This is a genomic window from Anaerostipes hominis (ex Lee et al. 2021), from assembly GCF_002270485.1.
Lineage (GTDB): Bacteria > Bacillota > Clostridia > Lachnospirales > Lachnospiraceae > Anaerostipes > Anaerostipes hominis.
The window spans coordinates 1-25,676 of sequence record NZ_NQOG01000023.1; the positions used below are offsets into that span (position 1 = coordinate 1).

The following is a 25,676-nucleotide window of genomic DNA, read 5'->3' on the forward strand; positions in this document are numbered from 1 at the left end:
AGAGAATAAGCGATGGGAATGGTTCCTTTCCCGATCTCTACACCGAGGAGTACACCTACCACCTGTGCGATCACCGCACCGGGTCCAAGGACCGGGGACAGGAACGGAATGGCACAGAAAACGGACAACCCCAGAAGGCCTGGAAGACTTCCGGCCAATGGTTTGATGGCATTTGCCAGGAGATCGCCGATGCCGGTATAGTTGATGATACCAACCATGATGCTGACGAAGATCATGAACGGCAAAATGTTTTTCAGGACAATATCCAGAGTGTCCCGGCCGGCCTGATAAAATACATTCACAATACTTCCAATGCCGCGGCCCATGCTGGTAATAAAGTTAAAAAATTGATTTCCTCCAGGGGCGGGGGAGGATTCTTTTATCTCAGCCGGTTCTGGGACAGCCTGCCCGGATACTTCAGGTTCAGATGGAACAGCCTCACCGCTTTGGGTAATACAGTCCAGTGTAGTGCCAGAGACAAAATTATCTTCTTTGATATATTTGCTGAGCGGCCCGGACGGGGAGATGGGGTGGATATCGATGGTCTTTACTCCCATTTTCGGATAAACACCGCACCGGAGTGTCCCGCCGCAGTCTACCACTGCGATGATGATGGTGTCGGGTTCCACTTTATTGTTAAAGGCATCCACTACCGGGACACCAAGCAGCGACGCAATTTTTTCAGCCAGAGGATGAATGGAGCCTCCGGTGACAGAAGCGACGACTTTCCTGGTTTCTGTTTCATAGACAGTCAATGGTCCGCCCCATCCGCTGGAGCCCTTTGTGATCGTTACAGATGGTTTCATTTTGCTGCACCTCCTTTATTTTTTGCCATGATCTTTTTCGTGAGGAATTCAGTGGCATTTCCACGAATAAAGATAACGATGACGCCGGCCAGCAGGTAACGCACGGCCAAAGGCATAGTGGAGTAGCCGAGCTTTGTAATGCCGGCTGCGATACCGGTCCAAACAAACAGTTCTCCGGCATTTCCGTGTGGAAACAGGCCGGTGATAGGGTGCGCAAAGGAGAAACAGGCATCGATAAAGGCAGGTTTCTGGTCTTCCTCCACGAACCGTCCCATAGTATAGCACATGGGATTGGTCAAAAAGAAAAGGGAGATTACAGGCAGCAGGGTGTAACGGAGCAGGCGGAACCGGGTCAGTTTTTTAGAGAAATTCATGACCCTGTCCTCTCCTACCAGAGTGATGATGGCATTGATACAGGTGAGCAGGATCAGAAGATTGGGAAGAATTCCGGTGATCAGGCCCATCAGGTTTTCTCCTCCTGCGGATATGATCCCGGTAAATCCTTCGGCTAGTTTTACAAATACATTCATAAATATATCCTCCTTAACATGGACAGACAGCAGTTTTCCGTTTACCGGCAATTTGTTCTAAGGCTGAGGCAAAAGCGGCCTTATCATTTTTCCGTTTCATCAGGGCAGTGACAGAGCAGGCAGGACATCCGATATAGTCATTTTTTTGATTGAATCTGGAAAATACAGTCCGTCCCTTCATTTCATAGTAATCTACAATCTCATCTGATTCATTGACCACGACCAGCACGATAACGCCCGGGCGGAAGGTCAGGCCGGATTTGGCAGTTCCGATGGCCAGAAGATTCGGTGTATGGCGGTAGGCCTTCTTCAGGTCTTCAATGGACTGGTACATTCGTTTGATCTGAAACCAGCCGAAGGCGGCCTGAGCTGCCATTGTGACCATCAGAATCCCAAGAACATAAGTAAGCATAAAGCGGTTAGCACCTCCTTGATATGAATAGATTGACAAGAAGTTTCACGTGAACTCTTAACATGTGTTGATACTATCCTGCCCTCAAAATGAAGTCAATTCATCTGATTGTTTTGGAACATATTTTACGATTGCACAAAAATAAATACAAAAAACCAGAGTGTTCCGTAACATTTGTTCCATGTATTCACTTTTGATTGACGAAGGTAAAGGAAGGTAATTATGATGGGGTTGAATTTCAATACAAACCTGAATTATAAGAAAGAGGTGCTAACTATGCAAACACGAGCGATCAGACTTTATGGAAAAGAGGACCTGAGGCTGGATACATTTGAACTGCCGCCTATAAAGGAAGATGAGATTTTGGTAAAGATCATTTCTGACAGCGTCTGTATGTCCACTTATAAGCTGTCTAAGCAGGGGGCAGCCCACAAGAGAGCCAGGCCGGATCTTAAAGAGAGGCCTTCGGTCATCGGGCATGAGATGTCAGGAGTCATCATAGAAACAGGCGCGAAATGGAAAGACCTATACCAGGAGGGCCAGAAGTTTACGGTGCTGCCCACGGTCACTGAAAACGGCCGGATGAAAACAGCGGGTTACTACTACGAGACTTATGGGGGAGACTGCACCTACTGTATTCTTCCCCGGGAAGTTATGGAGCACGGCTGTCTGATCCCATTTAATGGAGACTCCTTTTTTGAAGCTTCCTTATCGGAGCCCACGGCCTGTATCATTGCCGGGTATCGGAGAATGTACCACACATCGGAGGAAGACCATGAACACCGTATGGGAGTGAAACCCCAGGGAAGTCTTGTGATCTTCGGAGCGTGCGGACCCATGGGACTGGAGTGTATTGACTATGCCTTACAGCTGGAAAACGGGCCTTCTAAGATTGTCGCCGTCGATATGTCCAAAGAACGGCTTAACAGAGCAGAAAAAATGCTGGTTCCTGATCCGGAAAGCGGAAAAGAGCTGTATTTTGTGAACGCAAATGAATGCCGGGATATGGCAGAGGAACTGAAAGATCTGAACGGTGGCAGAGGATATGATGATGTGTTTGTCTATGCTCCGGTGGAAGCCTTGATCGAGCAGGCGGACCGGGTGCTGGGAAAAGACGGGTGCATGAATTTCTTTGCTGGCCCTGTGGATCAATCGCTTTCAGCCAGGATCAATATGTACAATGTGCATTATTCATACACCCATCTGGTGGGATTTACCGGAAGCACCAATGAAGATCTCCATGACGCCCTGAAGTTGATGGAACAAAAAAGGATCCGCCCTACGGTGATGGTAACACATATCGGAGGCTTAAGCAGTGCCATTGAGACTACTCTGCATGTTCCGGAGATCCCGGGCGGGAAAAAAATGATCTATACACAGATCGATCTGCCGCTGACAGCTATTGAAGATTTTGCGGAGCTTGGCAGGGAGAATCCACTGTTTGAAAAGCTGGCAGTATCATGTGAGGCCCACAACGGATGCTGGAATGCGGAGGCTGAAAAGATTTTGCTGGATGAATATAATGTGGATTTGACACGATAGGGAGGAAGGGAATGTTAGTTACTTTAAAGGGATTATTAGAAGATGCTAAGAACAAAAAACAGGCGGTTGGGGCATTCAACGGAACCACATTGGAAGGAATCCGTGCCATAATCGGTGCAGCTGAGGAGCTTCAGAGGCCGGTGATCCTCCAGCATGCCCAGAGTCATGATACGATCATAGATTTAAATGAGATTGCCCCGCTGATGCTGCACTATGCAAGGAGTGCCTCTGTGCCGGTGGCAGTGCATCTGGACCACGGAAGCACCTTCAAACGGTGCATGGAGGCAATACGGGCAGGGTTTACTTCTGTTATGTATGACGCGTCTGCCAGGCCGTTTGAGCAGAATCTCATGGAGACGGCAGAGATTGTTAAAGCTGCCCACAGTGTGGGAGTATCTGTGGAAGCAGAACTTGGGCATGTGGCAAATGTCAATGAGGATCCCGGGGAGGACAACATTTATACGGATCCTGCTCTGGCTGAGGAGTTTGTGAAGCGCACTGGAGTGGACTGCCTGGCTGTTGCCTTTGGCACAGTGCATGGTCTTTATGTAAAGCAGCCAAGGCTGGATCTTTCCATTGTAACTCAGATCAGTGAAAAAACCGGCATTCCCCTGGTCATGCACGGGGGCTCTGGGGTATCCGGAGACAATTACCGCAGAGCCATAAAAGAGGGAATCTGTAAGATTAACTATTATACATATATGAATACAGCGGGAGGGAACGCGGCTAGAAGCTTTGTAAAACAGTCCGGAGAACATCTGGCCTATGACTGTCTCACACTGGCGGCGACGGAAGCTATGAAGCAGGATGTGATGGCTGCCATGAGAATATTTGGAATGGATGAGTGACCTGCAGATCTGCTATAATCGTGTCAGCAGAGGGAATACAGTCAGTGTGGGAGGGAGAATGATGGCAGATGCAGAGGAAGTCAGGATGCTTGCTGAGATCACCAGGCTTTATTATGAGGAGGAATGGACCCAGCAGAGGATCGCTAAAAAGTTTAATATGAGCCGGTCCCTGGTCTCGAAGCTGCTTTCTAAAGCGAGGAAGCTCGGGATTGTAGAGATCATTATCCATGACGAGGAGTTTCACCCGTACAGGAAGCTGGAGGAGGAGCTTAAGAAACGGTTTCAGATCAGAGAGGCAGTGTGCGTCAGTGTGGAAAACAGTGAAAATCCGGTAAAAACAGTGGGTGCGGCAGCAGCAAAATATGTGGCGAGAAAGCTGTCCACTGTGAAGTATGTGGCAATGACGGCGGGAACTACCACCCGCCAGATCGCTGAGAGCTTTTCATCGGGTGTGCCCTTTGACCATGTGACATTTGTACCTATGTCGGGAGGATTGGGGGAAGAACGGTGGGAGATCCAGGCCAATGTGGTGTGTGAGCGGATGGCAAAGAACAGCGGGGGGAACAGCCTTCAGCTGCATGCCCCCATTGTTTTAGATTCCTATGAGGCAAAGGAAATGCTTTTAAAGCAGCACTTTATTAAAAGTGTCATGGAAAAAGCCAGAAATGCGGAACTGGCTGTGGTGGGACTCGGCAGCTCACCTCAGTATTTTGAGCTGACCGAATCTTATCTGCACGGGATCAACCGGGAGAAGGATGACATCAGCAGACGCCTGGTCGGTGACATTTCTTATAATTATTTTGACAAAGAGGGAGAACTGATAGACTGTAAATGGAACAGGCAGCTCATCTCTTTAAATATTGAAGAGATCAAACGGATTCCGGAAGTGATTGCTGTGACAGAGGGGACAGAGAAAGCGGCAAGTCTGTATGCGGCTTTGAAGCATAAGATCGTGGACGGCCTGGTGACCGATGTTCATTCCGCCAGAGAGCTGATCGAGATGGATCGGAGAAGGCTTATGGGAAAGGAAAATTAATTTTAAAATAGACTGTTTGGAAAATCGAAAATGATTTTCCAAACAGTCTATTTTACATTTAAATTCCATTACAGATAGGTTTGCATAAGATTTAGGATTATTTTAATTATAAAGTATAGAATAGCAGTGTATGATATGAATTTGCCGGTCTTAGCTCCAAGATCACCGGGATGTCTCATAGCTAAAAGAAGTCCCAGAAGGCTTAATATCAAATAGAGAAATAAACTATAATGCAGTCCGTCCAGCGAAATGATTCCATTTTGATTGCCTGACCAGATCGGAATTCCAAATCGCGCAAGAATCATATCTCCATAGCAGGTCATAGGTGGAAAAGTAAAACCAAAAAACAGAGTGATGACACTGAGGACAATGGAATAAGTTCCAAGGCCAGATCTTCTGCCACTATTATATCGGTTGACCAGACAAGCTGAAACCTTAAAAAAAGTATAACCCAAAAGTCCTCCAAGGGTATTTGCAATCAGATCATCAATGTCTGCCAGCCTTCCCACGAAGAAAAACTGAATGCATTCGATGAAAAGTGACAAAAGCAATATAAATAGCACTGTTTTTTTCAGACTTCGTTTTTCAGTGTGCTGCATTAAGGGGACAAATACTCCCATGGGCAGGAACAACAGGATATTTAATATGATGTAAGAAAGGTTTTCACCGATAAAAGGAATCAGATTATAGTTATGGGCTCCATTGAGACTCCAGGCAACAAAAGCAAACATGCCCGTGACAATACCAACAAAAACAAGATATACAGTAAAGAGGTACTGCAAAAACCAATCGCCGTTTTTAAAAGCTTTTGTCTTTCCCATTACTTTTAATACAATTGCAATTAATGCATAAATAATCAATCCAGCGATAAGAGCCTGGGCAAGCAGTATAGCGCCTTTAGAAAAATTTTCTCTCATGATCAATCCTCTTTCTTCCATCGGAGCACAGACAATAATGTCAGGTAACAGCCAACCGCCAGGAAAAACAGCCCCTTTTCTGTTTTAATGATATGATCTCGGTATAATTTCCTGATAACCAACAGAAAAGCTAAAGCAGATGAAAGAAAAATCAGAAAAGTTTGTGCAACAACCTGATGATACTCATTTTTATTATCATAATGTAGATACCCTTCACACTTGTCAGATAAAAGAATCTGTTTAAAATCCAGAGTATCCTGAATTTCTTCATCCACATTGACATTTGTTTTTTTGTCTAGAAAACCTATTATTTTACAGCGGATATTTTTAGTTGCCAGATATGAGTTTTCAACAATAGAATTCAGCTTAAAAATATGTTTATAATTTGCACCCGCCACAACAGGAACGATCTGATTAGAAGTTTTTTTATATGCAGATCGTTTAAAAAATTCTCCAGTTTGTACTCTTTGATCGAGATTTTGTCTTTTTGCATAGAGCTCTGAAACCTGCATAGATTTCAGAGGTGAGATCAGCATATCATCAATTTTTTGGTTTCCTTTACCATTAATGAAACTCTTGCTGCCTCGAAACTTTTTCGTATAAATAAAATCTTGGTTTGATATTTCATAATAATCAATATTTTTTATATTCATAAGCTGTTGATACACCTGTTTTAAAATCTTTAAAGAATCCTTTTTTCTTAGAAAGTTTTCATAACGGTAGCCTTTTCTGTCGTAATTGTCAGCCAGCAGCCAATCTCCTTGGCTGCTATTTTGAGAAATTGAAGAATTATTTCTTTCGACAAATAAGGCATAAGAATAGACAGATGATCCAAAGACAAATATGATTATAATGGTCACGAAAACCAGATAATGTTTCAGCCTGTTATTAAAATCCATAATACACACTTGAAGAATACAAATCAATCAGACAGCAATTTTTTGTGGCCCATCCGGTACTATTCTCCACTTTGCCTTTTCCCCATATTCTTTTTGAAGTTTTCCAACATCCTGTTGAATAGTCTGCCCACAATTTGACTGTAACATAATGCTTCTGGTTTGCCGTTACATACCCCTTGCCGTTTCCTTTAAGATAACCTTTTTTCCAGTTCTTGTTTGCTTTTGCTTCTTTAGCCGTGATTTCCTTAGTCGAAACCCAATGTTTTGATGCCTTGACTCTTTTATCCATGGCGAAGGCAGAAGTAGATGAGGAAAATATAGTTGTTGTGATTAATAAACCAATTAAAAGTCTTTTCCTGTCAATACCTTTTTTTAAATATTAATAGCTTCCATTATATGTATATAATCTTTGTACACTATACCATTGATGAATCTTTTAGTCAAGACTAAAAGAAACGTTAAGTTGTTTACATTTTATGAATACTATTATTAAGTACTTCTTTTATCTGGTTGTTTTCCAGACGATCATAATGGATTCCGCATTGGATACAGACGGGTTCATGCAGGCTTTCCCAGAGGGCATTGTCCCGGCGTGTACTCACATATCCGTCCTTATGTCCCGGAAACCGTAGGGTTTGAATATTTCCATTATACCCCATAAAGCTCACCACGCCAATATGAGTGCGGCTTCCACCTGCGATAAGAACCTGGATGCCCTCATCGAGACGGGTTACATGGGCACAGATCTCATACCGGAACAATTCTGTCTTCAGCAAAGTCTGCTTTATCATTTCATTTTCCTTCCCATCGCTGAAATCCTTCAAATTCTACTCCGAACTGATCTAAAATCTTGCCGGCCACGTGTCTTGTCATATCCTCCACAGACTGAGGATGATTGTAATAACTCAGTACAGGGGGCAGGATGACGGCGCCAGCCTGGGAAACTTCATACATATTTCTCAGGTGGATGTTGCTAAGAGGACACTCCCTGGCCACAAGCACAAGCTTCCGGCGTTCCTTCAAGGTCACGTCGGCGGCCCGTAGAAGCAGGCTGTCACTGTATCCGCTGTGAATCCCCGCTAAGGTTTTCATACTGCATGGAACAATGATCATACCGTCCATGGGACAACTGCCGCTGGCTGGAGCGGCACCGATATTGCGGTTATCATAGACTGTATGGGAAAGGCCCTGGAGATCCTCTAAGGTTAAATTGGTTTCCAGTGAGAGGGTTCTTGCGGCACTGTCTGTCCAGACATCCACGGGCTGGGATCAACGTCTAAAAGCTGTGCTCTTTGGAACTGCTCTTTTAATGAAAAAGGAACAGTACAGTCAAAAATGGTCTTGCAGGCGATCCCATGATCCCGGATACTCGGTGAAAAGTCAGGATCATTGGACGGATCCAGCGGATGACAGCGGACACCGGGGATGGTGATGATATCCGCATCACCCTGGAACCTGGTGTTCATAGCCCATAACACATCATTCATATCAAAACAGTCCACATCTTCATCAACGAGGAATATGTGCTTCAGTTCGCTAAAGGCAGAAAATGCCAGAAGAGCAGCCTGTCTCTGGCGTCCCTCATCGCTGGCTGTTTTTTTGCAGAATTGCAGGACCGCCATATATTTGCCTCCCCCGGCAGAACAGCAGTATACATTCTGAAGACGTCCGGGCATGGCCTTTTCGATCATTCCGATAATGCTGGCTTCTGTGGTGATACCTGCCATGGATACATGTTCTTCGCTGGGACCGATGCAGGTTTGTAAAATAGGATCTTTCCGGTGTGTCACAGCCGTCACCTTGATCATCCGGCACTGTGCTTTTCCATGGATCACCACTGTCTCTATGGGATGTCCGGCACATTCAAACAGCTTCCATCCAAGCTTCTCAGGAGAACAATCCGCAGGCATCACACCTGAGGTTGTCCGGACCGGAAGAGTAGAATCCATTATCAGCGGCGTTGCAGTGGGTGAAGGTATCAGCCTGCTGGCAAAAAGCAACTTCCGGATCTTTCAGGCCGGCCAGGTGAAGGTTGTACCGCTGGATCCGCCTACGAAATTATCTGTTGTCCTTGCAAAGCTTGCGGGAACGGCGCAGACAGATGCCATGAGGATCTTTGCGGACTATATGTGCAAAGGGTGTGAGGTATAATACTATCATCACACCATCCGCTGCCTTTATTCTTTTATAGTTTTCTGATCTGTAGTGCCATTTCCATAATACAATCTTTTGTCTGCTGGCAAAATCCCAGGCGGTCATAAAAACCGTGATCCATACCCTGGTAACGGATCACCTCACACGGTATACCAGAATCCCACAATTTTTCAGCAAATAAATCGTTGGATAAGCGGAAATAGTCAAATTCGGCTTCGATGATTACTGCTTTTTTTAGGTTGGACAAATCATTTGCATAAAGCGGAGAAATCGAAGGATCCTTCACGTCTTCTCCGTTGGCTGCGTACAAATCATGAATGGTATTGTTTAAAATCCGAAAGCGGTTGAGTCTTGTCATTGCATGATTGTAGTGTTCCGGGATGACTTCATATTTATGATAGTCCCAGTAGTCCGTATCTTCGGCATAAGATAAATCCAGTGCACCGTACACAGGCATGGTCAGCGCCACTTTTTTTCCTGTTTCAGAAAGGGAGCATGAAACAGCAAGGTTGCCGCCGGCACTTTCGCCGGCAGCAGTGATTTCGTTTCTGTCCAAATTCCATTCTCCCGCATGGTCCCAGATCCAAGAGATAACCTCTTTGCAGTCATTGAGGGCTGCGGGAAAAGGATTTTCGGGAATCAGCCGGTAATCCACAGAAATGACAGTGGCTTTAGATTGTTCTGCCAGAAATCTGCATTGATGTTCAAGGACCTTCGTACTTCCCCCGAGGAAGCCTCCGCCGTGGAAGAAAATCACCGGTTTCTGCATTTGCCCGTTTGGAAGACGAAAAAAGGTAACAGGGATAAAGCGGTCAGAAAGTCTGATCAAAAAGGGTATCTGTTCTACAGTTTCATCTGTAATGTCCACATTGTTGGAGCCCATTTCAAGCCTCAGGGAAGAAAGATCCATAAAAGGTGTGAAGGGAGCTTTCTCATAGTCTGTCAGAAAAACTCCGGACTTTTCCACCTTCCCGATCACAGAAGGATCGAGAAGGTGGTCCCTGTTACAGCCGGGAATTTGTTTCAGTCTGCAGCAATCATTACTTCCAGCATAAAAAGGGATCATTTTTTCTTTAAACATATAGATCTCCTTATAATGATTCAATGAGCAGCAGATCTTCCTGGGAAGAGACGGATCCCTCCCGGAGTAAGGTCATTTTTCTCTCGGAGCCGCCTGATGTATCAACAATGATGACCGTAGGGTCAAACCCTGCTTTTTTAATCTCATCTATTTCAATGGCAGCAATTAATTCTCCAGGCATGACAATATCACCAGTCTTTACATGAGACTTAAAGTATTTCCCATCTAATTTTACCGTGTCGATTCCGATATGTATTAAAAATTCTTCCTGGTTTTCACTTACAATGCCATATGCGTGCAGGGTCGGATAAACGGCGGCCACAGTTCCAGCAACAGGCGCTGTAATTTTTCCATTTTCGGGAATGACGGCAATACCTTTTCCAAGTGCCTCAGAGGAAAATGCAGGATCCTTTACTTTGTTCAAAGGGAGAACTGTACCGTCAGCAGGCGCATGTACTTTGATTGCTACAGCTTTGGATGTGGATGTACTGAGCTCTGTATGATCTGCCGTGACATTTACATCAGCCCGTTCTGATTCCGGTATCATAGAATCATTAAAACCGAAAAGATAAGTAAGAACAGCGGAAATCAGGAAAGCACCAAAATAGGCGATTACAAACCCGGTAAATCCGGCACCGAAGTAAGCAGGGAAGGTTGGAACGGCAGCGACGGCTACAGCCATAGCCCTGGCACCGCAGGCTCCTGCAACGGCACCACCGATACCTCCTCCGATGATAGCAGCCGCAAATGCTCTGCGATATTTTATTGTAATTCCATAAATCGCGGGTTCAGAGATTCCGAAAAATCCCATGAGAGCCGCAGGGGCCGCGATCTGTTTCAGCCGTTGATCTTTTGTTTTCAGCCATACACCGAAAGCAGCGCCTGACTGGGCGATAATGCTGGGACCAAATACAGCCAGGATGGTATCAAAACCAAACTTTTCAATGTTGGAGAAAATGATCGGGAATAATCCCCAATGAATTCCGAAAATAACAAGCACCTGAGCAATGGCGCCGATGAAACCTCCCGCAATCATAGGGTTAAATCCATACAGGTTCATGTAAAATCCTGCTATCGTATTACTGAGCATAGAGCCAAGAGGTCCAAAGACGGTTATCGTCACAGGAACTACAATTAGGAGAGAGAAAAATGGAGCAATTCGGCTTCTGATCTTCTCAGGAAGCAGTTTTGCGAGGCCTTTTTCTACATATGAGAGCAGTAAGATCGCAAATATAATTGGAAATACGCTGCTCTTAAATGTGGTCAGCTGTACAGGAATACCTAAAAAGCTGATAGCCTTTCCGGCATCATAAAGAGCCGTCAGATTCGGATATAATAATGCTCCGGCAATTGTTACGGACACAAACATATTTGTCTTAAAGCGTTTGGCGCAAGTGATCGCCAGCACCACTGGAAGAAAATAATATAGACTGTCCGCAGCTGCATTTAAAATCTGATAGGTTCCGCTGGCGTCCGTCAAAATACCGGATGCAGTGAGGATGCTCAAAAGTCCCTTTAAAATACCAGCGCCGATCAGAACGTCAATGAGGGGAGTAAACAGGCTGGAGATGATCTCCAGAGCTGACCCTAAAAACCCTTTCTTTTTCTGACTGCCGGCCTCCGAAGAAGCAGAAGAACTCTGCGGAAAGATCCCCTGGAGTTCTTCATAAATGTACTGGACCTGGGGACCGAGTACAATCTGGGTCTGTCCTGCCACATCCATCACAGATAGAATACCATCCAGCTTATCAAGACTATCCCGGTCGATTTTGCCGGAATCTTTCAGGTCAAGGCGAAGCCTTGTGGAGCAATGGGAATAAGAAATCACATTCCGCTTCCCGCCTACTTTTTGCAGAATTTCTTCTGCCATTTGTCTGTTTGTCATGTTGTTTCCTCCTTAAGATTGAAATAATTTATCTTAAGTCTTGCCTGCCCGAAGCAGTCACAATCTTAGCAACTTATGATTTACAGCTTTCTGCTCTCTGACAGCAGCCGTTCAATGTGAATGGTCAGATAGACCTGTTCACTTTTCGTAATGGTGTAGTTATAGCTTTTTTGTATATATAAAGCGATCTTCCGGGAACATTGAAATGCTTCCGGCATGTTTTCCTGAACCTGAGGGTATAAAAAGGATGCTTCTTCTGCCGGAGGCTCATTCATCATAAGCCGCTGGGAAAAGAATTTTAAATGCAGTATGAACCTTGTATAGTTTAAGGAATTTTCATCAAAATCTATTTTAAACTCATATTGTACAATGCTGCAGATTCCTTTGATCAGCCTTGTCATATCGATGACTGACTGGATTTCGTGACCGTTAAGTTCTGCATTAATAATATGCAGGGCAACAAAACTGGCTTCATCTTCCGGAAGCTTTACATTGAGAGTGGAATTCATCAGTTTGATCGCTTCCAACGCAATCTGATATTCCTTAGGGTAGAACCGTTTGATTTCCCACATCAACTGATTTTGGAACAAAAGTCCTTGTTTAAAACGTTCTACTGCATAATACATATGGTCACATAGAGTCACATAGATATTCTGATTTAATTCCTTAGAAAGCTTTTGTTCTGCATGCTGTTTAATCTGATCCGCCAGATAAAAGTAGTCAATAGGAATCTGTTTTAACAGCTCCGAAAGTCTGTTTCCTGTGGCTTCTTCTTTCAGTATAAAAATTCGTTCAATTTTTTCTGCCTCCACCGGATCCCCTTTTCTCTTCTGAAAACCCAGTCCAAGGCCTGTGAGAATAATGTCCTGTCCCTCTTGGTTTTTTGAAAATATGACATTATTGTTTAAGACCTTTTTAACATGAAAGCACTCCTGCTCCATTTTTATCCCTCCCCCAAATATAAAAAGAGACCTAAATTATAATAAGACATAACTCATGCCTTATTATAATTCAGGTCTCGCCTATTCTATAATAGTCACGATCCCTATCGAATTGTTGATACAAATTTATCACAGCTGCCGTAAACTGTCAACTGGATGTTGAGAATTTGTATAAATGTGATAAAAACAAAAACAAACTTTGGTCAGATATTACAACATGATAACCGTAACACCCATATCTCCCTCACCGAATTCTCCGTCGCGGTATCCAGAGATCCGTTTTTGTTTTTTCAGAGTCTTTAAGTAGTTATGGATTCCTTTTCTCAGGGCTCCTGTTCCCTTTCCGTGAATGACGGTAATCTGTCCAAGGTTTGCCAGACAGGCATCATCAATGAACTTATCAAGCTGGGAGACGGCTTCATCCACTGTCATACCAAGGACGTTGATTTCAGGACGGATACTGGAAGACTTATTGATCGCAGTCCGCCCACTGTTTCTGGCTTCATTTCTTGCATTTTCCCGTTTCACCTGTTTCACACTCTTAGTGATCTCCAGGTCTTTGACATTGACTTTGGAGCGCATCATTCCCATCTGTACATACAAGTCTCCTTTGGAGTTGGGAAGTGTCTGGACTGTGCCGCTCAGGGAAAGGCTGGTCACATAAACCTCATCTCCAACCTGAAAATCTCCAGGTTCATGTTTTTTGGACGCTCTGTTTTTAGAACGATATGCCATATCTTTTTCCAGTCTGGACATTTTGCCGCGAAGATCACTTCGCATATGCTCCATTTTCCTGTTTGCATCTTTGCCTGACTGCTTCTTTAAATTGTTATATTCCTTGATCGTCTCATCGGCAGTTTCCTTTGCCTCGGAAATAATCCGGTAGGCTTCCTCACGGGCCTCGCGGAGAAGTTTCTCACGCTTTTCTTTTATATTTTCCTGGCGTTCCTTCAGACTCTTTCTCAGGTTTTCGATCTCTTTCCGGTATTCAAAGATTTCTTCCTGTTCCTGCTCAATCGTCTGCTTGCTCTTTTCCAGATCAGCCAGTATGGTCTCAAAATCTTTTACTGATTCATCAATCTGATCCGATGCATGCACAATAATATGGTTATCGAGTCCCAGCTTCCGTGAAATCGCAAATGCATTACTTTTTCCGGGAATGCCGATCATCAGCCGATAGGTCGGGGATAATGTCTCTACATCAAATTCACAGGAAGCATTTTCAACTCCGTCCGTTGAGAGCGCAAACATTTTCAGTTCGCTGTAATGAGTCGTCGCCATAGTTTTTACGCCCCGGTCATGCAGGTCCGTCAGAATGGATATAGCCAGGGCAGCGCCTTCCACCGGATCGGTTCCGCCGCACAGCTCATCCAGCAGCACCAGAGAGTGACGATGGGCATTCTGAATGATAGAGACAATATTGGTCATGTGGGAGGAGAAAGTACTCAGGTTCTGTTCAATACTCTGTTCATCTCCGATATCCGCGAATACCTCTTCATAAATTCCCAGACTGGAACCCTGGAATGCAGGAATATGAAGGCCTGCCTGCCCCATCAGTGTAAATAAGCCCACGGTCTTTAATGAAACGGTTTTACCCCCTGTATTTGGCCCGGTAATGACCAGCATAGAAAATGCATCGCCGAGAGAGACGTTAATCGGAACCACTTTTTTAGGGTCAAGCAGAGGGTGGCGCCCCTGTTTGATATTGATCACGCCGTCTTCTCTGAAAATCGGTTTGCTGCCGTTATAGTCTTTGGCATATTTAGCCTTTGCAAAAATAAAATCAAGCAGAACCAGAAGCTTTTGGTTCTGTGCCAGACCATCCATATCGTAGGAAGCCTGTTCACTTAAAAGCGATAATATACGCTCGATCTCTGTCTGTTCCTGTCCCTCCAGCTCTTTTAACTGATTGTTCAGAGTCACCACCGCCATCGGCTCGATAAACAGAGTAGAACCGCTGGAAGACTGGTCATGTATCATTCCTTTAAACTGTCCGCGGTACTCCTGTTTTACCGGAATACAATAGCGTCCGTTTCTCATGGTCACAAGGGCATCCTGAAGCATGTCTTTGTTGGAGGAAGAACTGACCATAGCCGTGAGCTGGCTGTGGATCTTCTGATTGGTCAGTTTCATATTTCTGCGGATGTCTTTTAAGGCGGAGGAGGCATCATCACTGATCTCTTGCGGTGAAATAATACAGTGTCTGATATCCTTTAACAGGCCGTCCATCGGTACCAGAGACTCAAATACAGAATCCAGAGAATCGGCATCCGCCATATCATCCCGCTGTGCACCGTAGGCCAGTGCATTTTTTACTGCCTCCAAAAGACCGGCAATCTCCAGAAGTTCTCCGGCACTCAAAGTCCCTTTCATTTTCAGGCGTTTCAGAGAAGCCCCCAGATCATGTACTCCAAAAAATGAAATACTTCCCTGTTTATAAAGTCTGGTCAGGGCATCCTGTGTCTGTTCCTGGGCCAGGGATATTTCCGGTTCATCCGTCATCGGCTCTAATTTTTCACAGGCGGCTTTTCCAAGCTCTGTGGTGGCATACGCTTTAAGCCTTTCGATGACCTTGTCATATTCTAATGTATTTAAAACTTTTTGATTCATATTTTTCCCTCAGATTATTCAAAAACCATTATTTATAGAAGGTTTTCTTTTTTAGATTTAGAAAAAGTGTAGCATAAAATATGTGGCATGTAAACGAGCCAAACGGCAATTTTCCAGTGGATTTTCGGGACAGTTTATGTAATAATAGGGAAAGTAAAAGAGGTGCGGGCTCTAAGGCGGCCCTAGAAAGGTTAAATTATGAGATATATAAGTGAGCTGCATGAAGGAGATATGGTTTCGGAGGTATTTTTGTGCAAGACAAAGACATCCGGCACATCAAAATTTGGAAAGACCTATTATTCTCTTTCGCTCCAGGACAAAACCGGAATGATCGACGGAAAAGTATGGGAACTTAACAATGCCATCGGACATTTTGAGGCCATGGATTATATCATGGTGAAAGGGAAGGTCACAAACTTCCAGGGAAATAATCAGCTGAATATTGAAATGATCCGGAAGGCAGATGAAGGAGAATACCAGATTTCCGATTATATGCCATCCACAAAAAAAGATATCGATGAAATGTTTGATGAGCTTTTAACAATGATCCAGAGAATTCAGAACCCGTATTTAAAAGAACTTGCCATGAAGGTTTTCGTAGAAGATAAAGAGTTTGTAAAGAAGTTTAAGATTCATTCTGCTGCAAAAAGTGTACATCACGGATACATCGGCGGCCTGCTGGAGCACTCTGTCAGCGTGGCAAAGTTATGTGAACAGTATGCAGTTCTGTATCCGCAGTTAAACAGAGACCTGCTCGTCACAACGGCACTGTTCCATGATATCGGAAAGGCAGAGGAGCTCTCAGCATTTCCTGAAAATGATTATACAGACGAAGGCCAGTTAGTGGGACATATTGTCATGGGAACGATCAAGCTTTCCAAACTCATGGATGAGATCCCGGGATTCCCTGTAAAGCTTGCCAACGAAGTGAAACACTGTATTCTGTCCCATCACGGGGAACTGGAATTCGGTTCACCGAAAAAACCTGCATTGGCAGAAGCACTTGCACTGAGCCAGGCTGATAATCTGGATGCTAAGATGGAGACATTTGCAGAGGTGATCGAGAAGAAGCAGGAAGGCCAGGAATGGTCCGGTTTCCAGCGTTTGTTTGACACAAAGATCAGAGAATCATCCATTTAATTTTCATTCATGGATGATGAAATAAGAGGTGCCTATGGAATTTAAAAAGAATCAATTAGTGGAAGTGGAAATTGATGATATGGGCAATGAAGGAGAGGGCATCGGCCATGCAGACGGCTATGCCCTCTTTTTAAAAGATGCCGTCGCGGGGGACAAAGTCCTTGCCCGCATCATCAAGATAAAGAAAAATTATGGATTTGCAAGAGTAGAAAAACTGCTTGTCCCGTCTCCTGACCGTGTGGAGCCCAAATGTCCTTCCGCACGTCCGTGCGGTGGATGTACTCTCCAGCATCTGTCTTATGAAAAGCAGCTGGAGTATAAATTTAATAAGGTAAAAAACTGTCTGGAACGAATCGGCGGGATTGAAAATGCAGGCTCTTTCATGGAACCGATTTATGGAATGGACGAGCCGTATTATTATCGGAACAAAGCCCAGTTTCCTGTGGGACGGAACAAGGATGGAAAACTGATCACCGGGTTTTATGCGGGACGGACTCATTCTATTATTGACTGTACCCACTGTTCAATTCAGCATCCGGTCAATGAGGAGATTCTTAAAAAGGTTCTTGATTACATGGAGAGGAACCATGTGGAGCCTTATGACGAAAAAAATCATAGAGGATTGGTGCGCCATATCATGACCCGGGCTGGGTTTGTCACAGGGGAAATCATGGTATGTCTCGTGGTGAACGGCAGGAAGAAGGATCTTCCGAATCTTTCTAAACTGGTGGAGTCTTTAAAAGAGGTTGAGGGTATGACCAGCATTTGTGTCAACAGCAACCGGGAGAGGACAAACCGGATTATGGGAAGTAAGGTAGAAGAGGTTTATGGACCTGCTTATATTTATGACTATATTGGGAATGTGAAGTATCAAATCGGGCCGCTGTCATTCTTTCAGGTGAATCCAAGGCAGACGAAGGTTCTGTATGAGAAGGCCTTGGAGTATGCCGAGCTCTGCGGGGATGAAACTGTGTGGGATCTTTACTGTGGGATCGGAACGATTTCTCTGTTCCTGGCACAGAAGGCAAAGCAGGTCTATGGGGTTGAGATTGTGAAGGAAGCCATTGAAGATGCCAGATTGAATGTCAGGATGAACCGTATGGATAATGTGAAGTTCTTTGTGGGGAAGGCGGAGGAAGTACTGCCACGAGAGTATGAGAAGAATGGGGTTTATGCGGATGTGATCGTTGTTGACCCGCCCCGGAAAGGGTGCGATAAGGCATTGCTCGATACTATGGTTAAGATGGGGCCGGAGAGGATTGTGTATGTCAGCTGTGATCCTGGGACATTGGCTCGGGATTTGAAGGTGCTGGGGGAGAAGGATATGAAGTTCGGAAAGTGGCGGTTGTGGATCAGTTTGGGCATACGGGGCATGTGGAGACCGTGGCACTATTGAAGAGGAAAGGGCAGTAGAGTTTTCCGCCAGAAAATTGATTCGTCATTGGACGGTAGACATGCCTGGGAACTCCAGTGTTTTAGAGGAGAAGAAAATCTATTATGAAAGAACTAAAAGAATTAAATATTAAAAGCATAGAAGAAATCAAATCATTATTTGCAGAGATTTTTACAAAGGAGCCCTGGAATGATGATTGGAGTGACTTGGCACAACTGCATGAATATATTATGGATTTAATAGGAAACAGGAATTCTTTAACATTGGGTCTGTTTAAAAATGATGAACTCATTGGCCTTTCAATGGGAAGCATCATGCATTGGTACGGACTTTTTACAAGCCGTTGAACAATATGCCAAAAGCAAACAGGTAACGCATATTTTTTTACAGACAGAGAGAACTGTTCCCGCTTTTAATTTTTATAAGAAAAATGGTTTTATTGAATTAAAAGACCATATTTCACTCTATAAAGAATTTAATTAAAGGAGAGTGCCATGGAATATAAGATCAGACAAATGTATCCAAATGAATACCCTTATCTAAAAAAGTTTTTATATGAGGCAATTTTTCAAAAAGACACGGAAACTCTTCTGCCAAAGGAAATCATCGATGAACCAGACTTAAATATATACATAGAGAACTTTGGAAAAGAACACGATCATTGTCTCTGCGCCGAAGCAAACGGAAGAATCATAGGAGCAGTCTGGACACGGATCATATCCGGATATGGGAATATAGATGACGTGACTCCCGAATTTGCAATTTCCCTTTACAAAAAGTATAGAGGAAAAGGAATCGGTACAAAAATGATGCAGGAGATGCTGTCTCTTTTAAAATCAAAAGGATACAAAAAGGCTTCTCTGTCAGTACAGAAAGAAAATTATGCATTTAAAATGTATCAGAATCTCGGCTTTAAAATTATCGATGAGACAGAGGAAGAGTTTATTATGATGTATGATTTGACAAAAACAGTTATTTAGCCGCTAGTGTAAGGAGGAATCAGGTTGATGAGAGAAGAAAAAACATCTCCAAAAGAAGCTATCAACGAACTATCACTGCTTTTAATGTATCTAACAAGATTCAGCCACCAGGATAGATTTTCATTAGAAAAAAACAAAGCCTGGAAAGGGTATCCCTTTCATGCCTTGGATGATCTTGAGGAAGAAGGGCTGATTGATCAGGGAAGCCATCGCTCTAAATCTGTACATATTTACGAAGAAGGATTGGAGAAAGCAAAAGAATTACTCGTCAAATATAATATAAAAGACTGGGATGAATGAGCAGACAACAAGCAATATTTAAGAAGAGAAAGGATTATGGCATGCCTGTCAAATTGGAAGACACAACAAAAGCGAGAAAACTGTTCGGAGAATGGAAGGAAACTTTAATCTGGTCCTGTCTTCAAAAGGTCATGGGAGACATCTATGTGGACAATACTTCAGATCCACAGTCCGCTATGGCTGTTCTTGGTGATTTCTGTTTTTTTGCCGGAAATGCAGAGGAAGATTTAGTCTCTTATAAACCGGAAAACTGTTTCCAGGACTTTATTATTATGGTGCCGCAGTCTGAGGAATGGGCAGAACTGATCGTCAAAAAGTATGGAGACAGAGCAAAACCAGTAACACGTTATGCCATAAAAAAAGAACAGAATATTTTTGATAAAGATACTTTAAGGCCTGCCGTCAATTCGTTAAAGCCGGGATATACCCTGCGAATGATTGATGCAGACCTTTTTGCGCTATGCAGATCAAGTGCATGGTGTCAGGATCTGGTCTCACAGTTTGAGGACTATGAGACATATAAAAAGCTCGGCATAGGAATTGCCGTATTAAAAGGAGAATCGCTCGCAGCAGGAGCTTCTTCTTATGCAAGATACAGAGAAGGAATTGAAATACAGATTGACACGAAGGAAGAGTTCCGGCGAAATGGACTGGCTTATGCTTGTGGAGCAAAGCTGATACTGGAATGTCTGAACAAAGGTCTGTATCCGAGCTGGGATGCCCAAAATCAAGCATCCGCTGCACTTGCAGAGAAATTAGGATATCATTTTGACCATGAATACAAAGCATTTGAAATATGGGGATATTAAATGGAGATCAGGTTATTAAACGAGGAAGATGACATCGATGCAGTCTGTGGTATCTATGCGGCCAGTTGGAAAAGTACATATAGAGGCATCATCCCTCAGGAGTTTCTGGATAACATTGATAAAGAAAAATGGCGTGAGGGAATTCAAAATTCTGAATTGATTTCATTAGTCATGATGAATGGTGAAAAGATGATCGGCACGGCCTCCTACTGTGCTTCCAGATTCATCAGTCTTAAGGGGTTTGGGGAAATCGTCTCGCTCTATTTGCTTCCGGATTACTATGGAAATGGATATGGCAGACAGCTTTTGCAGGCGGCGGTTGACGGACTGTCTGAGATGGGATTTTCAGAAAAAGTAAAGGAAGAAGCAAAGAGAAAATCAGATTTCAGGTGTGTCATCTGTCAGGAACCGTTTGTTGAAGTACATCATATCATTCCTCAGAATGAGGGAGATGAAGATACGATTGAGAATGCTGCGCCCCTTTGCTCCAGATGTCACGATCTATATGGAGACAACCCTGCAAAAAGAAAACAGATCCCTCAGATGAGAGACTATTGGTTTGAAGTCATGGAGAAGAGAAATAAAGAAGGTTTGGATGCGTTAGTACCGATCGCGTCCGATCCCGACAGAGTGAATGCCCTGCGGGACAAGGGGATAGCCATCCAGCATACTGTTTTTGCAGAGAGTAAAGGTATTAAGGAATTTATTCTTTTATTTACGATTTCTTTCTTTTTTCTCACACAATACATTTCTATTTATCTTACAGCAAATTTCCATAACAGCAAATTCATAATGGATCAAAGGGCTGAGAAAAGCCCGCTTTTAGTAAACGCAGCTGCGGCAGGGGTCATTGGCCCGGCGACCGAGGAACTTTTATTCCGCAGATTTCTGTACAAAGGATTAAAATCGATGGGGAAAGAAAAGTCGTCTCTGATTTCCAGTGTTATTTTCGGGCTGTGTCACAGACATGTGATCCAGGGGATCTATGCAGCATTGTGGGGGAAAGAAGCATCACAGCTTAAAAGCACCTTTTTCAGCTCATATGATCAGCAATCTGCTGTCCTTTTTACCGATCCTTTGGATCAGCCTGAATCATTGTGAAAAAGAGGTATAAGGGATGCATTCTTCCTGTCTTATTTATGCCCGTATCTGTAAATCACTTCTTTAACATTCGCCAAAGCGTACTCCGGCTGATTCCAAGCCTCTTAGCGGCTCGTTCTTTATTTCCGGCTTCCTCCGTAAGCACCATATGGATGATCTGGTCATTGATCTCATTTAGTGTGCCGGTAAGATCCAGACCGGAAATATCAGCAGAAGGATCGGCGGAGGGTTCGTTGTCCAAAATTTCTTTTACGTTTTCATAAGTAATATATGGAGTGCGGGTTATAACCACCAATTCTTTGATTATATGGTGCAATTGATCGAGGTTGTTAGGCCATGAAAAAGCAGTCATCAAATCCATAGCTTCCGCCTCAAAGCCGATAATCTGCTTGCCGGTAGCGACATTCATACGATGAATATAAAGCGTGGCAATGCTCGATAGATCCTGAATGCGATCTCGAAGCGGCAAAAGCTTCAAAGTCATGCAGGATAATTTGTTCTCGAGATAATTTCGACATATTTCCGTCTGATCCTTTTCTGAGGAATTCAGGATCAGCGAAAAAATCAGCCGGTTCCTTCTGGCGAGCTCTGAATTATCAATATAAGAAAAAAGCTTGTCCAATTGATTTTTCGAAAGCGCTCCCGGATTTTTGATATAGATGTTTGTATTCACATTTGCGAATGGCGAATCTGAATTATTGATCAGGGCATTCCATTTTCGTTCCCCCATAAGTTCACAATTGATGATATATAAAGGGGAAGAATTCCCGGAGCTGTTGGAATATAAAAGCTTTGCAACTTTATCTTTCCCTGTTCCGGATTCTCCTATAATCAGTACCGGCTGTGTGCTCTTTGCATACGCTTCGATAATATCGGCCGTACGTCCCACTTGGTGAGAGCCGTTGTATTCATCGGCGAAATCTTCTGAGTTCGAATCCAAATGATTGTAAATAGTAATTACTGAGTCTTCTTCGGAAAAAACGGCATGTTTCTGTTGGATGGTTATTGCTGTATATTTCTGGTCTTCATAGAATAAATGCCGGTTTGTAAGGATGAAGATTTTATCGCGGATCTGTCTGGTAACTGTCTGACCCGAAACTTTCAAAAAAGCCCGAAGATAAGTCTGTACAAGATTCATAAGGACTGTATTGCTGTCGTTATTTGGAAGACTGGAAAACCATAAGGCTCCGGCTGGATTAAAAATCAGAAATTCCCGGTCTTCATTGGTCAGAAGAGCCTGAAACAGATCTTTCTGTTTGTGAACATGAGCAGAAGACGCCACGAGTTTGACGGCTTCATCAATTGCAGAAGTGATACTTTCGCTTCCGGAAGAAAGAAGGATAGAATTCATCCCCAGCTTCCTGGCTGCATTTAAACCTGTCATATCACAAAGAGCCAATGTACAGCCGTTCTGCTGCGCCTTCCTGATTGCCGGCAGAGCATCCGATTCGTTGGTAAACGTTACAATATCAATATCATACTGCAGTAGGTCGCAGAGCACTTTGGCGCAGTTTGTGATCGAAGAAAATCCGGCGATTATAAACTTGCCGGAATAGCTTTCCACAAGTTTAATTGTGCGGAGCACATCATACACGGAAATCGGGATATCGATTACCGGGAGCTCGACGTTAGAACGTATCAATTCGGCAGTTCCGCCTCTTGAAATAATAACGTCATAATTATTATGTGCCAGTTCGAGGGCGATTTTTTTGCCGTTATCCAAATCGCCTGTCTGTACCGTCATGCGGATATCATCTCTTGTCTGTGCGATTGCAGATATGGCATCCGCCATTCCTTCATAAGGAGCTACTGCAAGTATCTTGGTTTTCTGCATATGGATTTCCCCTTTGTAAAAAATGAATTTTTATCGTTGAGATATTCGCTTTCATATAGATTTATTATATACTTGAACGTATCAAAATGCAACAAAAATTAAGCTGGATGTTTCAAAATAAAACGATAAAATGAAATTGTGCAATTGAATAACGAGGTTTTAAGAAGTAATATGTTAAACAAGAAAAGCAAAGAAACACAAAATATTTCAAAACGAATCAAAGGAGGAAAGAAAATGAGTTATCAGATTAAAATTCCGTCATATATCTGCGGAGGGGAGGGATGCATTGAAAATGTAGCTGCAATCATCGAAAAAGAACATGCAAAGAAGATTATTGTATTTACAGATAAAGGCATCAGACTTACAGGACTTTTGGATATACTGACGAAAATACTTCATAAAACAACGGCCGAATATCAAGTATTTGACAATTTGACTCCGGAACCGGCATATCAGGATGTAGAAAGAGTCATGGATGAGGTCGCGTGCTACAATGGTGATTTTATTATCGCGATTGGCGGCGGAAGCGTTATGGATGCGGCAAAGCTCTGCAGTATATTAAAAGACGCTCCTTATACGATAAAAGATCTTCTGAGAGATCCTGCAATTGCTGAGAAACAGATTAAGACCCTGATGATTCCTACTACTTGCGGAACCGGATCGGAGGCAACATGCAACGCTATCGTAGCCATTCCGGAAGAGCAGTCAAAGAAAGGAATTGTGAACGATAACATGATTCCGGATTACGTATTTCTGGATCCGCAGATGATCAGAAAGCTTCCAAAATCTATCATTGCAGCAACGGGCGTGGATGCGCTTGCCCATGTAGTAGAGTGCTTTACCTCAAAAAAAGCGACTTCGTTTTCCGATACGTATGCAATGGCCGGTGCAAAACTGATCTTTCATAATATCAGAGAAGCTTACAATGATGCAGATCATATGAAAGCAAAGGGTAATATGATGCTTGGCGCGTTCTATGGCGGAGTCGCTATCACAGGAAGCGGTACAACGGCTGTACATGCGCTGTCATATCCATTGGGCGGAAAATACCATATTGCGCATGGCGTATCCAATGCAATCCTTTTTGCACATGTAATGGAATTCAACAAAGACGCCTGCAGGGAAAGACTTGCGGAATTGTGCGACGGAGTGTTCCCGGAGCTTTTCGAAAAAAATGTGGATGAAAAGGCGGACTATATGATCGAACAGATTGTAGACATTGTAAGAGTGACAAACATTCCAACAGACCTGAATGAATTCGGAGTAAAAATGGAAGACCTTGATTTCCTTGTAAAGGCAGGAAGCGATCAAAAAAGACTTTTGGTAAATAACATGAAAGAATTATCACTGGATGATATCAGGGGTATTTACCTGAGAGTTCTGAAATAAAACAATTATCAAAGAAAGGGCAGGAGAAATGGAAAAGAAACCAATTATCGGAATTACAATGGGAGATCCCTCGGGAAATGGATCTGAAATCTCCGTAAAAGCACTTTCAGACCCGGCTGTGTACGAAAGATGTAAGCCAATCATTATTGGAGATGCGAATTGCATGAAAAACGCAGTGGAGTTTCTTGGGAAAGACAATGAAATCCGGATCCATGCTGTAGAAAATGTAAAAGATGCGGTATTCCAACACGGAACGATCGACGTCTATGATATGAAACTGGTCGATATGAAAAAGCATATATACGGTAAAGTTTCAAAAATGTGTGGGGAAGCCGCATTCCAGTATGTTGTGAAGGTGATCGAGCTTGCAATGAAAAACGAGATTGATGCAACTGTAACTAATGCGATCTGCAAAGAAGCCATTAACATGGCAGGGCATCATTACTCCGGACATACAGAGATTTACGCAGATTATACAGATACCGGCAAATACACCATGATGCTCGCCCATGGCGATCTGAGAGTTGTACATGTGTCCACGCATGTTTCTCTTCGTCAGGCATGCGAGAGGGTAAAAAAAGAACGCGTGCTGGAGTGCATCAGAATTGCCAACGATGCATGTAAAGCGATCAGAATTAAAGAGCCGAAGATTGGCGTGGCAGGTCTGAATCCGCACTGCGGGGAGAACGGAATGTTTGGTACGGAAGAGATTGAAGAGATTCAGCCGGCTATTGATGCGGCGCTGGAAGAAGGGATTCATATTCCGGAGAAGAAGCCGACGCCTCCGGATTCCATTTTCTCTAAAGCAATCGGGGGCTGGTATGATATTGTCGTTGCAATGTATCACGATCAGGGACATATACCGCTTAAGGTAGAAGGATTCAAATACAATAAGGAGCAAAAGAAATGGGACGCCGTATCCGGCGTCAATGTAACGCTTGGCATTCCAATCATACGCGTATCTGTAGATCATGGAACCGGATTTGATCTTGCAGGAACAGGAAAATGTAACGAATTAAGCCTTGTAAATTCTATTGATTATGCGATCCGCCTTGCAGAAAACAAATAA

Annotated in this window: 25 protein-coding genes and 2 pseudogenes; 13 read left to right on the forward strand and 14 right to left on the reverse strand. The window is 43.6% G+C overall.

Going from position 1 to position 25,676, the window contains the following annotated elements:
* The 3 genes from CI597_RS14965 to CI597_RS14975 all read right to left on the reverse strand — a co-directional run.
* On the reverse strand, window positions 1–806 hold an 806-nt coding region (locus CI597_RS14965; protein WP_095143000.1), incomplete at its 3' end, for a PTS glucitol/sorbitol transporter subunit IIB.
* A complete protein-coding gene (srlA, locus tag CI597_RS14970; protein WP_024728920.1) occupies window positions 803–1,336 on the reverse strand; it encodes a PTS glucitol/sorbitol transporter subunit IIC in 534 nt (177 codons plus the stop codon). The genes CI597_RS14965 and srlA, both read right to left, overlap by 4 nt.
* Window positions 1,337–1,349: 13 nt before the next feature.
* On the reverse strand, window positions 1,350–1,748 hold the full coding sequence (locus CI597_RS14975; protein WP_024728919.1) for a transcriptional regulator GutM: 399 nt from the start codon (window positions 1,746–1,748) through the stop codon (window positions 1,350–1,352).
* 276 nt (window positions 1,749–2,024) lie between these two features.
* On the opposite strand from CI597_RS14975, the gene CI597_RS14980 reads away from it, so the two are divergent.
* Genes CI597_RS14980 through CI597_RS14990 form a run of 3 tightly spaced genes read left to right on the forward strand, consistent with a single transcriptional unit; the run spans window position 2,025 to window position 5,174 of the window.
* Entirely contained in the window at window positions 2,025–3,290 is a 1,266-nt protein-coding gene (locus CI597_RS14980) for a zinc-binding dehydrogenase (protein WP_024728918.1), read from the forward strand.
* Between the two features lie 11 nt (window positions 3,291–3,301).
* Window positions 3,302–4,138, forward strand: coding sequence for a class II fructose-bisphosphate aldolase (locus tag CI597_RS14985; RefSeq protein WP_024728917.1), 837 nt, complete (start codon window positions 3,302–3,304; stop codon window positions 4,136–4,138).
* A complete protein-coding gene (locus CI597_RS14990; protein WP_051405258.1) occupies window positions 4,131–5,174 on the forward strand; it encodes a sugar-binding transcriptional regulator in 1,044 nt (347 codons plus the stop codon). Before CI597_RS14985 ends, CI597_RS14990 begins: the two co-directional genes overlap by 8 nt.
* A 68-nt stretch (window positions 5,175–5,242) precedes the next feature.
* Here the strand turns inward: CI597_RS14990 and CI597_RS14995 are convergent, their stop codons facing one another.
* The 6 genes and pseudogenes from CI597_RS14995 to CI597_RS15020 all read right to left on the reverse strand — a co-directional run.
* Window positions 5,243–6,091, reverse strand: coding sequence for a VanZ family protein (locus tag CI597_RS14995; RefSeq protein WP_024728915.1), 849 nt, complete (start codon window positions 6,089–6,091; stop codon window positions 5,243–5,245).
* 2 nt (window positions 6,092–6,093) lie between these two features.
* A complete protein-coding gene (locus tag CI597_RS15000; RefSeq protein WP_024728914.1) occupies window positions 6,094–6,990 on the reverse strand; it encodes a hypothetical protein in 897 nt (298 codons plus the stop codon).
* Window positions 6,980–7,279 (reverse strand): hypothetical protein, encoded by a 300-nt coding sequence (locus CI597_RS15005; RefSeq protein WP_006567940.1) that lies wholly within the window; start codon window positions 7,277–7,279, stop codon window positions 6,980–6,982. Before CI597_RS15005 ends, CI597_RS15000 begins: the two co-directional genes overlap by 11 nt.
* A gap of 178 nt (window positions 7,280–7,457) precedes the next feature.
* Window positions 7,458–7,781, reverse strand: a complete 324-nt coding sequence (locus CI597_RS15010; protein WP_024728913.1) for a hypothetical protein — start codon at window positions 7,779–7,781, stop codon at window positions 7,458–7,460.
* 1 nt (window position 7,782) lies between these two features.
* On the reverse strand, window positions 7,783–8,250 hold the full coding sequence (locus tag CI597_RS15015) for a UbiX family flavin prenyltransferase (RefSeq protein ID WP_235824657.1): 468 nt from the start codon (window positions 8,248–8,250) through the stop codon (window positions 7,783–7,785).
* Window positions 8,196–8,807: pseudogene (locus tag CI597_RS15020) on the reverse strand (UbiD family decarboxylase); the annotation flags it as partial. The pseudogene CI597_RS15020 and the gene CI597_RS15015, both read right to left, overlap by 55 nt.
* Window positions 8,808–8,955: 148 nt before the next feature.
* Between CI597_RS15020 and CI597_RS18030 the strand changes: the two are divergent.
* Window positions 8,956–9,141 carry a hypothetical protein gene (locus tag CI597_RS18030; protein WP_034550405.1) on the forward strand — a complete coding sequence of 62 codons (186 nt, stop codon included), beginning with the start codon at window positions 8,956–8,958 and terminating at the stop codon, window positions 9,139–9,141.
* A gap of 34 nt (window positions 9,142–9,175) precedes the next feature.
* On the opposite strand, the gene CI597_RS15030 is transcribed toward CI597_RS18030, so the two are convergent.
* The 4 genes from CI597_RS15030 to CI597_RS15045 form a co-directional block, all read right to left on the reverse strand.
* Entirely contained in the window at window positions 9,176–10,225 is a 1,050-nt protein-coding gene (locus tag CI597_RS15030) for an alpha/beta hydrolase (protein ID WP_024728912.1), read from the reverse strand.
* Window positions 10,226–10,235: 10 nt separating this feature from the next.
* Window positions 10,236–12,110, reverse strand: coding sequence for a beta-glucoside-specific PTS transporter subunit IIABC (locus CI597_RS15035; protein WP_024728911.1), 1,875 nt, complete (start codon window positions 12,108–12,110; stop codon window positions 10,236–10,238).
* 80 nt (window positions 12,111–12,190) lie between these two features.
* Complete coding sequence (licT, locus tag CI597_RS15040; protein WP_006567932.1) at window positions 12,191–13,051, reverse strand: BglG family transcription antiterminator LicT; 861 nt, start codon at window positions 13,049–13,051, stop codon at window positions 12,191–12,193.
* A 210-nt stretch (window positions 13,052–13,261) separates the two neighbouring features.
* On the reverse strand, window positions 13,262–15,661 hold the full coding sequence (locus tag CI597_RS15045; protein ID WP_024728910.1) for an endonuclease MutS2: 2,400 nt from the start codon (window positions 15,659–15,661) through the stop codon (window positions 13,262–13,264).
* Between the two features lie 198 nt (window positions 15,662–15,859).
* Between CI597_RS15045 and CI597_RS15050 the strand changes: the two genes are divergently transcribed.
* The 7 genes and pseudogenes from CI597_RS15050 (at window position 15,860) to CI597_RS15080 (ending at window position 21,384) form a co-directional block, all read left to right on the forward strand.
* Window positions 15,860–16,801 (forward strand): 3'-5' exoribonuclease YhaM family protein, encoded by a 942-nt coding sequence (locus CI597_RS15050; RefSeq protein ID WP_006567930.1) that lies wholly within the window; start codon window positions 15,860–15,862, stop codon window positions 16,799–16,801.
* A 34-nt stretch (window positions 16,802–16,835) separates the two neighbouring features.
* A pseudogene (gene rlmD, locus CI597_RS15055) lies at window positions 16,836–18,214 on the forward strand (23S rRNA (uracil(1939)-C(5))-methyltransferase RlmD).
* A gap of 84 nt (window positions 18,215–18,298) precedes the next feature.
* Window positions 18,299–18,541 (forward strand): hypothetical protein, encoded by a 243-nt coding sequence (locus CI597_RS18775; RefSeq protein WP_024728908.1) that lies wholly within the window; start codon window positions 18,299–18,301, stop codon window positions 18,539–18,541.
* A gap of 147 nt (window positions 18,542–18,688) precedes the next feature.
* Window positions 18,689–19,174 carry a GNAT family N-acetyltransferase gene (locus tag CI597_RS15065; protein WP_024728907.1) on the forward strand — a complete coding sequence of 162 codons (486 nt, stop codon included), beginning with the start codon at window positions 18,689–18,691 and terminating at the stop codon, window positions 19,172–19,174.
* Window positions 19,175–19,201: 27 nt separating this feature from the next.
* Window positions 19,202–19,474 carry a DUF6429 family protein gene (locus CI597_RS15070; protein ID WP_024728906.1) on the forward strand — a complete coding sequence of 91 codons (273 nt, stop codon included), beginning with the start codon at window positions 19,202–19,204 and terminating at the stop codon, window positions 19,472–19,474.
* Window positions 19,475–19,515: 41 nt separating this feature from the next.
* Window positions 19,516–20,283, forward strand: a complete 768-nt coding sequence (locus CI597_RS15075; RefSeq protein ID WP_024728905.1) for a GNAT family N-acetyltransferase — start codon at window positions 19,516–19,518, stop codon at window positions 20,281–20,283.
* Entirely contained in the window at window positions 20,284–21,384 is a 1,101-nt protein-coding gene (locus CI597_RS15080) for a GNAT family N-acetyltransferase (protein WP_081723909.1), read from the forward strand.
* Window positions 21,385–21,439: 55 nt separating this feature from the next.
* Here the strand turns inward: CI597_RS15080 and CI597_RS15085 are convergent, their stop codons facing one another.
* Window positions 21,440–23,218 carry a sigma-54-dependent Fis family transcriptional regulator gene (locus tag CI597_RS15085; protein WP_006567920.1) on the reverse strand — a complete coding sequence of 593 codons (1,779 nt, stop codon included), beginning with the start codon at window positions 23,216–23,218 and terminating at the stop codon, window positions 21,440–21,442.
* A gap of 234 nt (window positions 23,219–23,452) precedes the next feature.
* Between CI597_RS15085 and CI597_RS15090 the strand changes: the two genes are divergently transcribed.
* Window positions 23,453–24,607 carry an iron-containing alcohol dehydrogenase gene (locus tag CI597_RS15090; protein WP_024728904.1) on the forward strand — a complete coding sequence of 385 codons (1,155 nt, stop codon included), beginning with the start codon at window positions 23,453–23,455 and terminating at the stop codon, window positions 24,605–24,607.
* Window positions 24,608–24,635: 28 nt separating this feature from the next.
* Window positions 24,636–25,676, forward strand: a complete 1,041-nt coding sequence (gene pdxA / locus CI597_RS15095) for a 4-hydroxythreonine-4-phosphate dehydrogenase PdxA (RefSeq protein WP_024728903.1) — start codon at window positions 24,636–24,638, stop codon at window positions 25,674–25,676.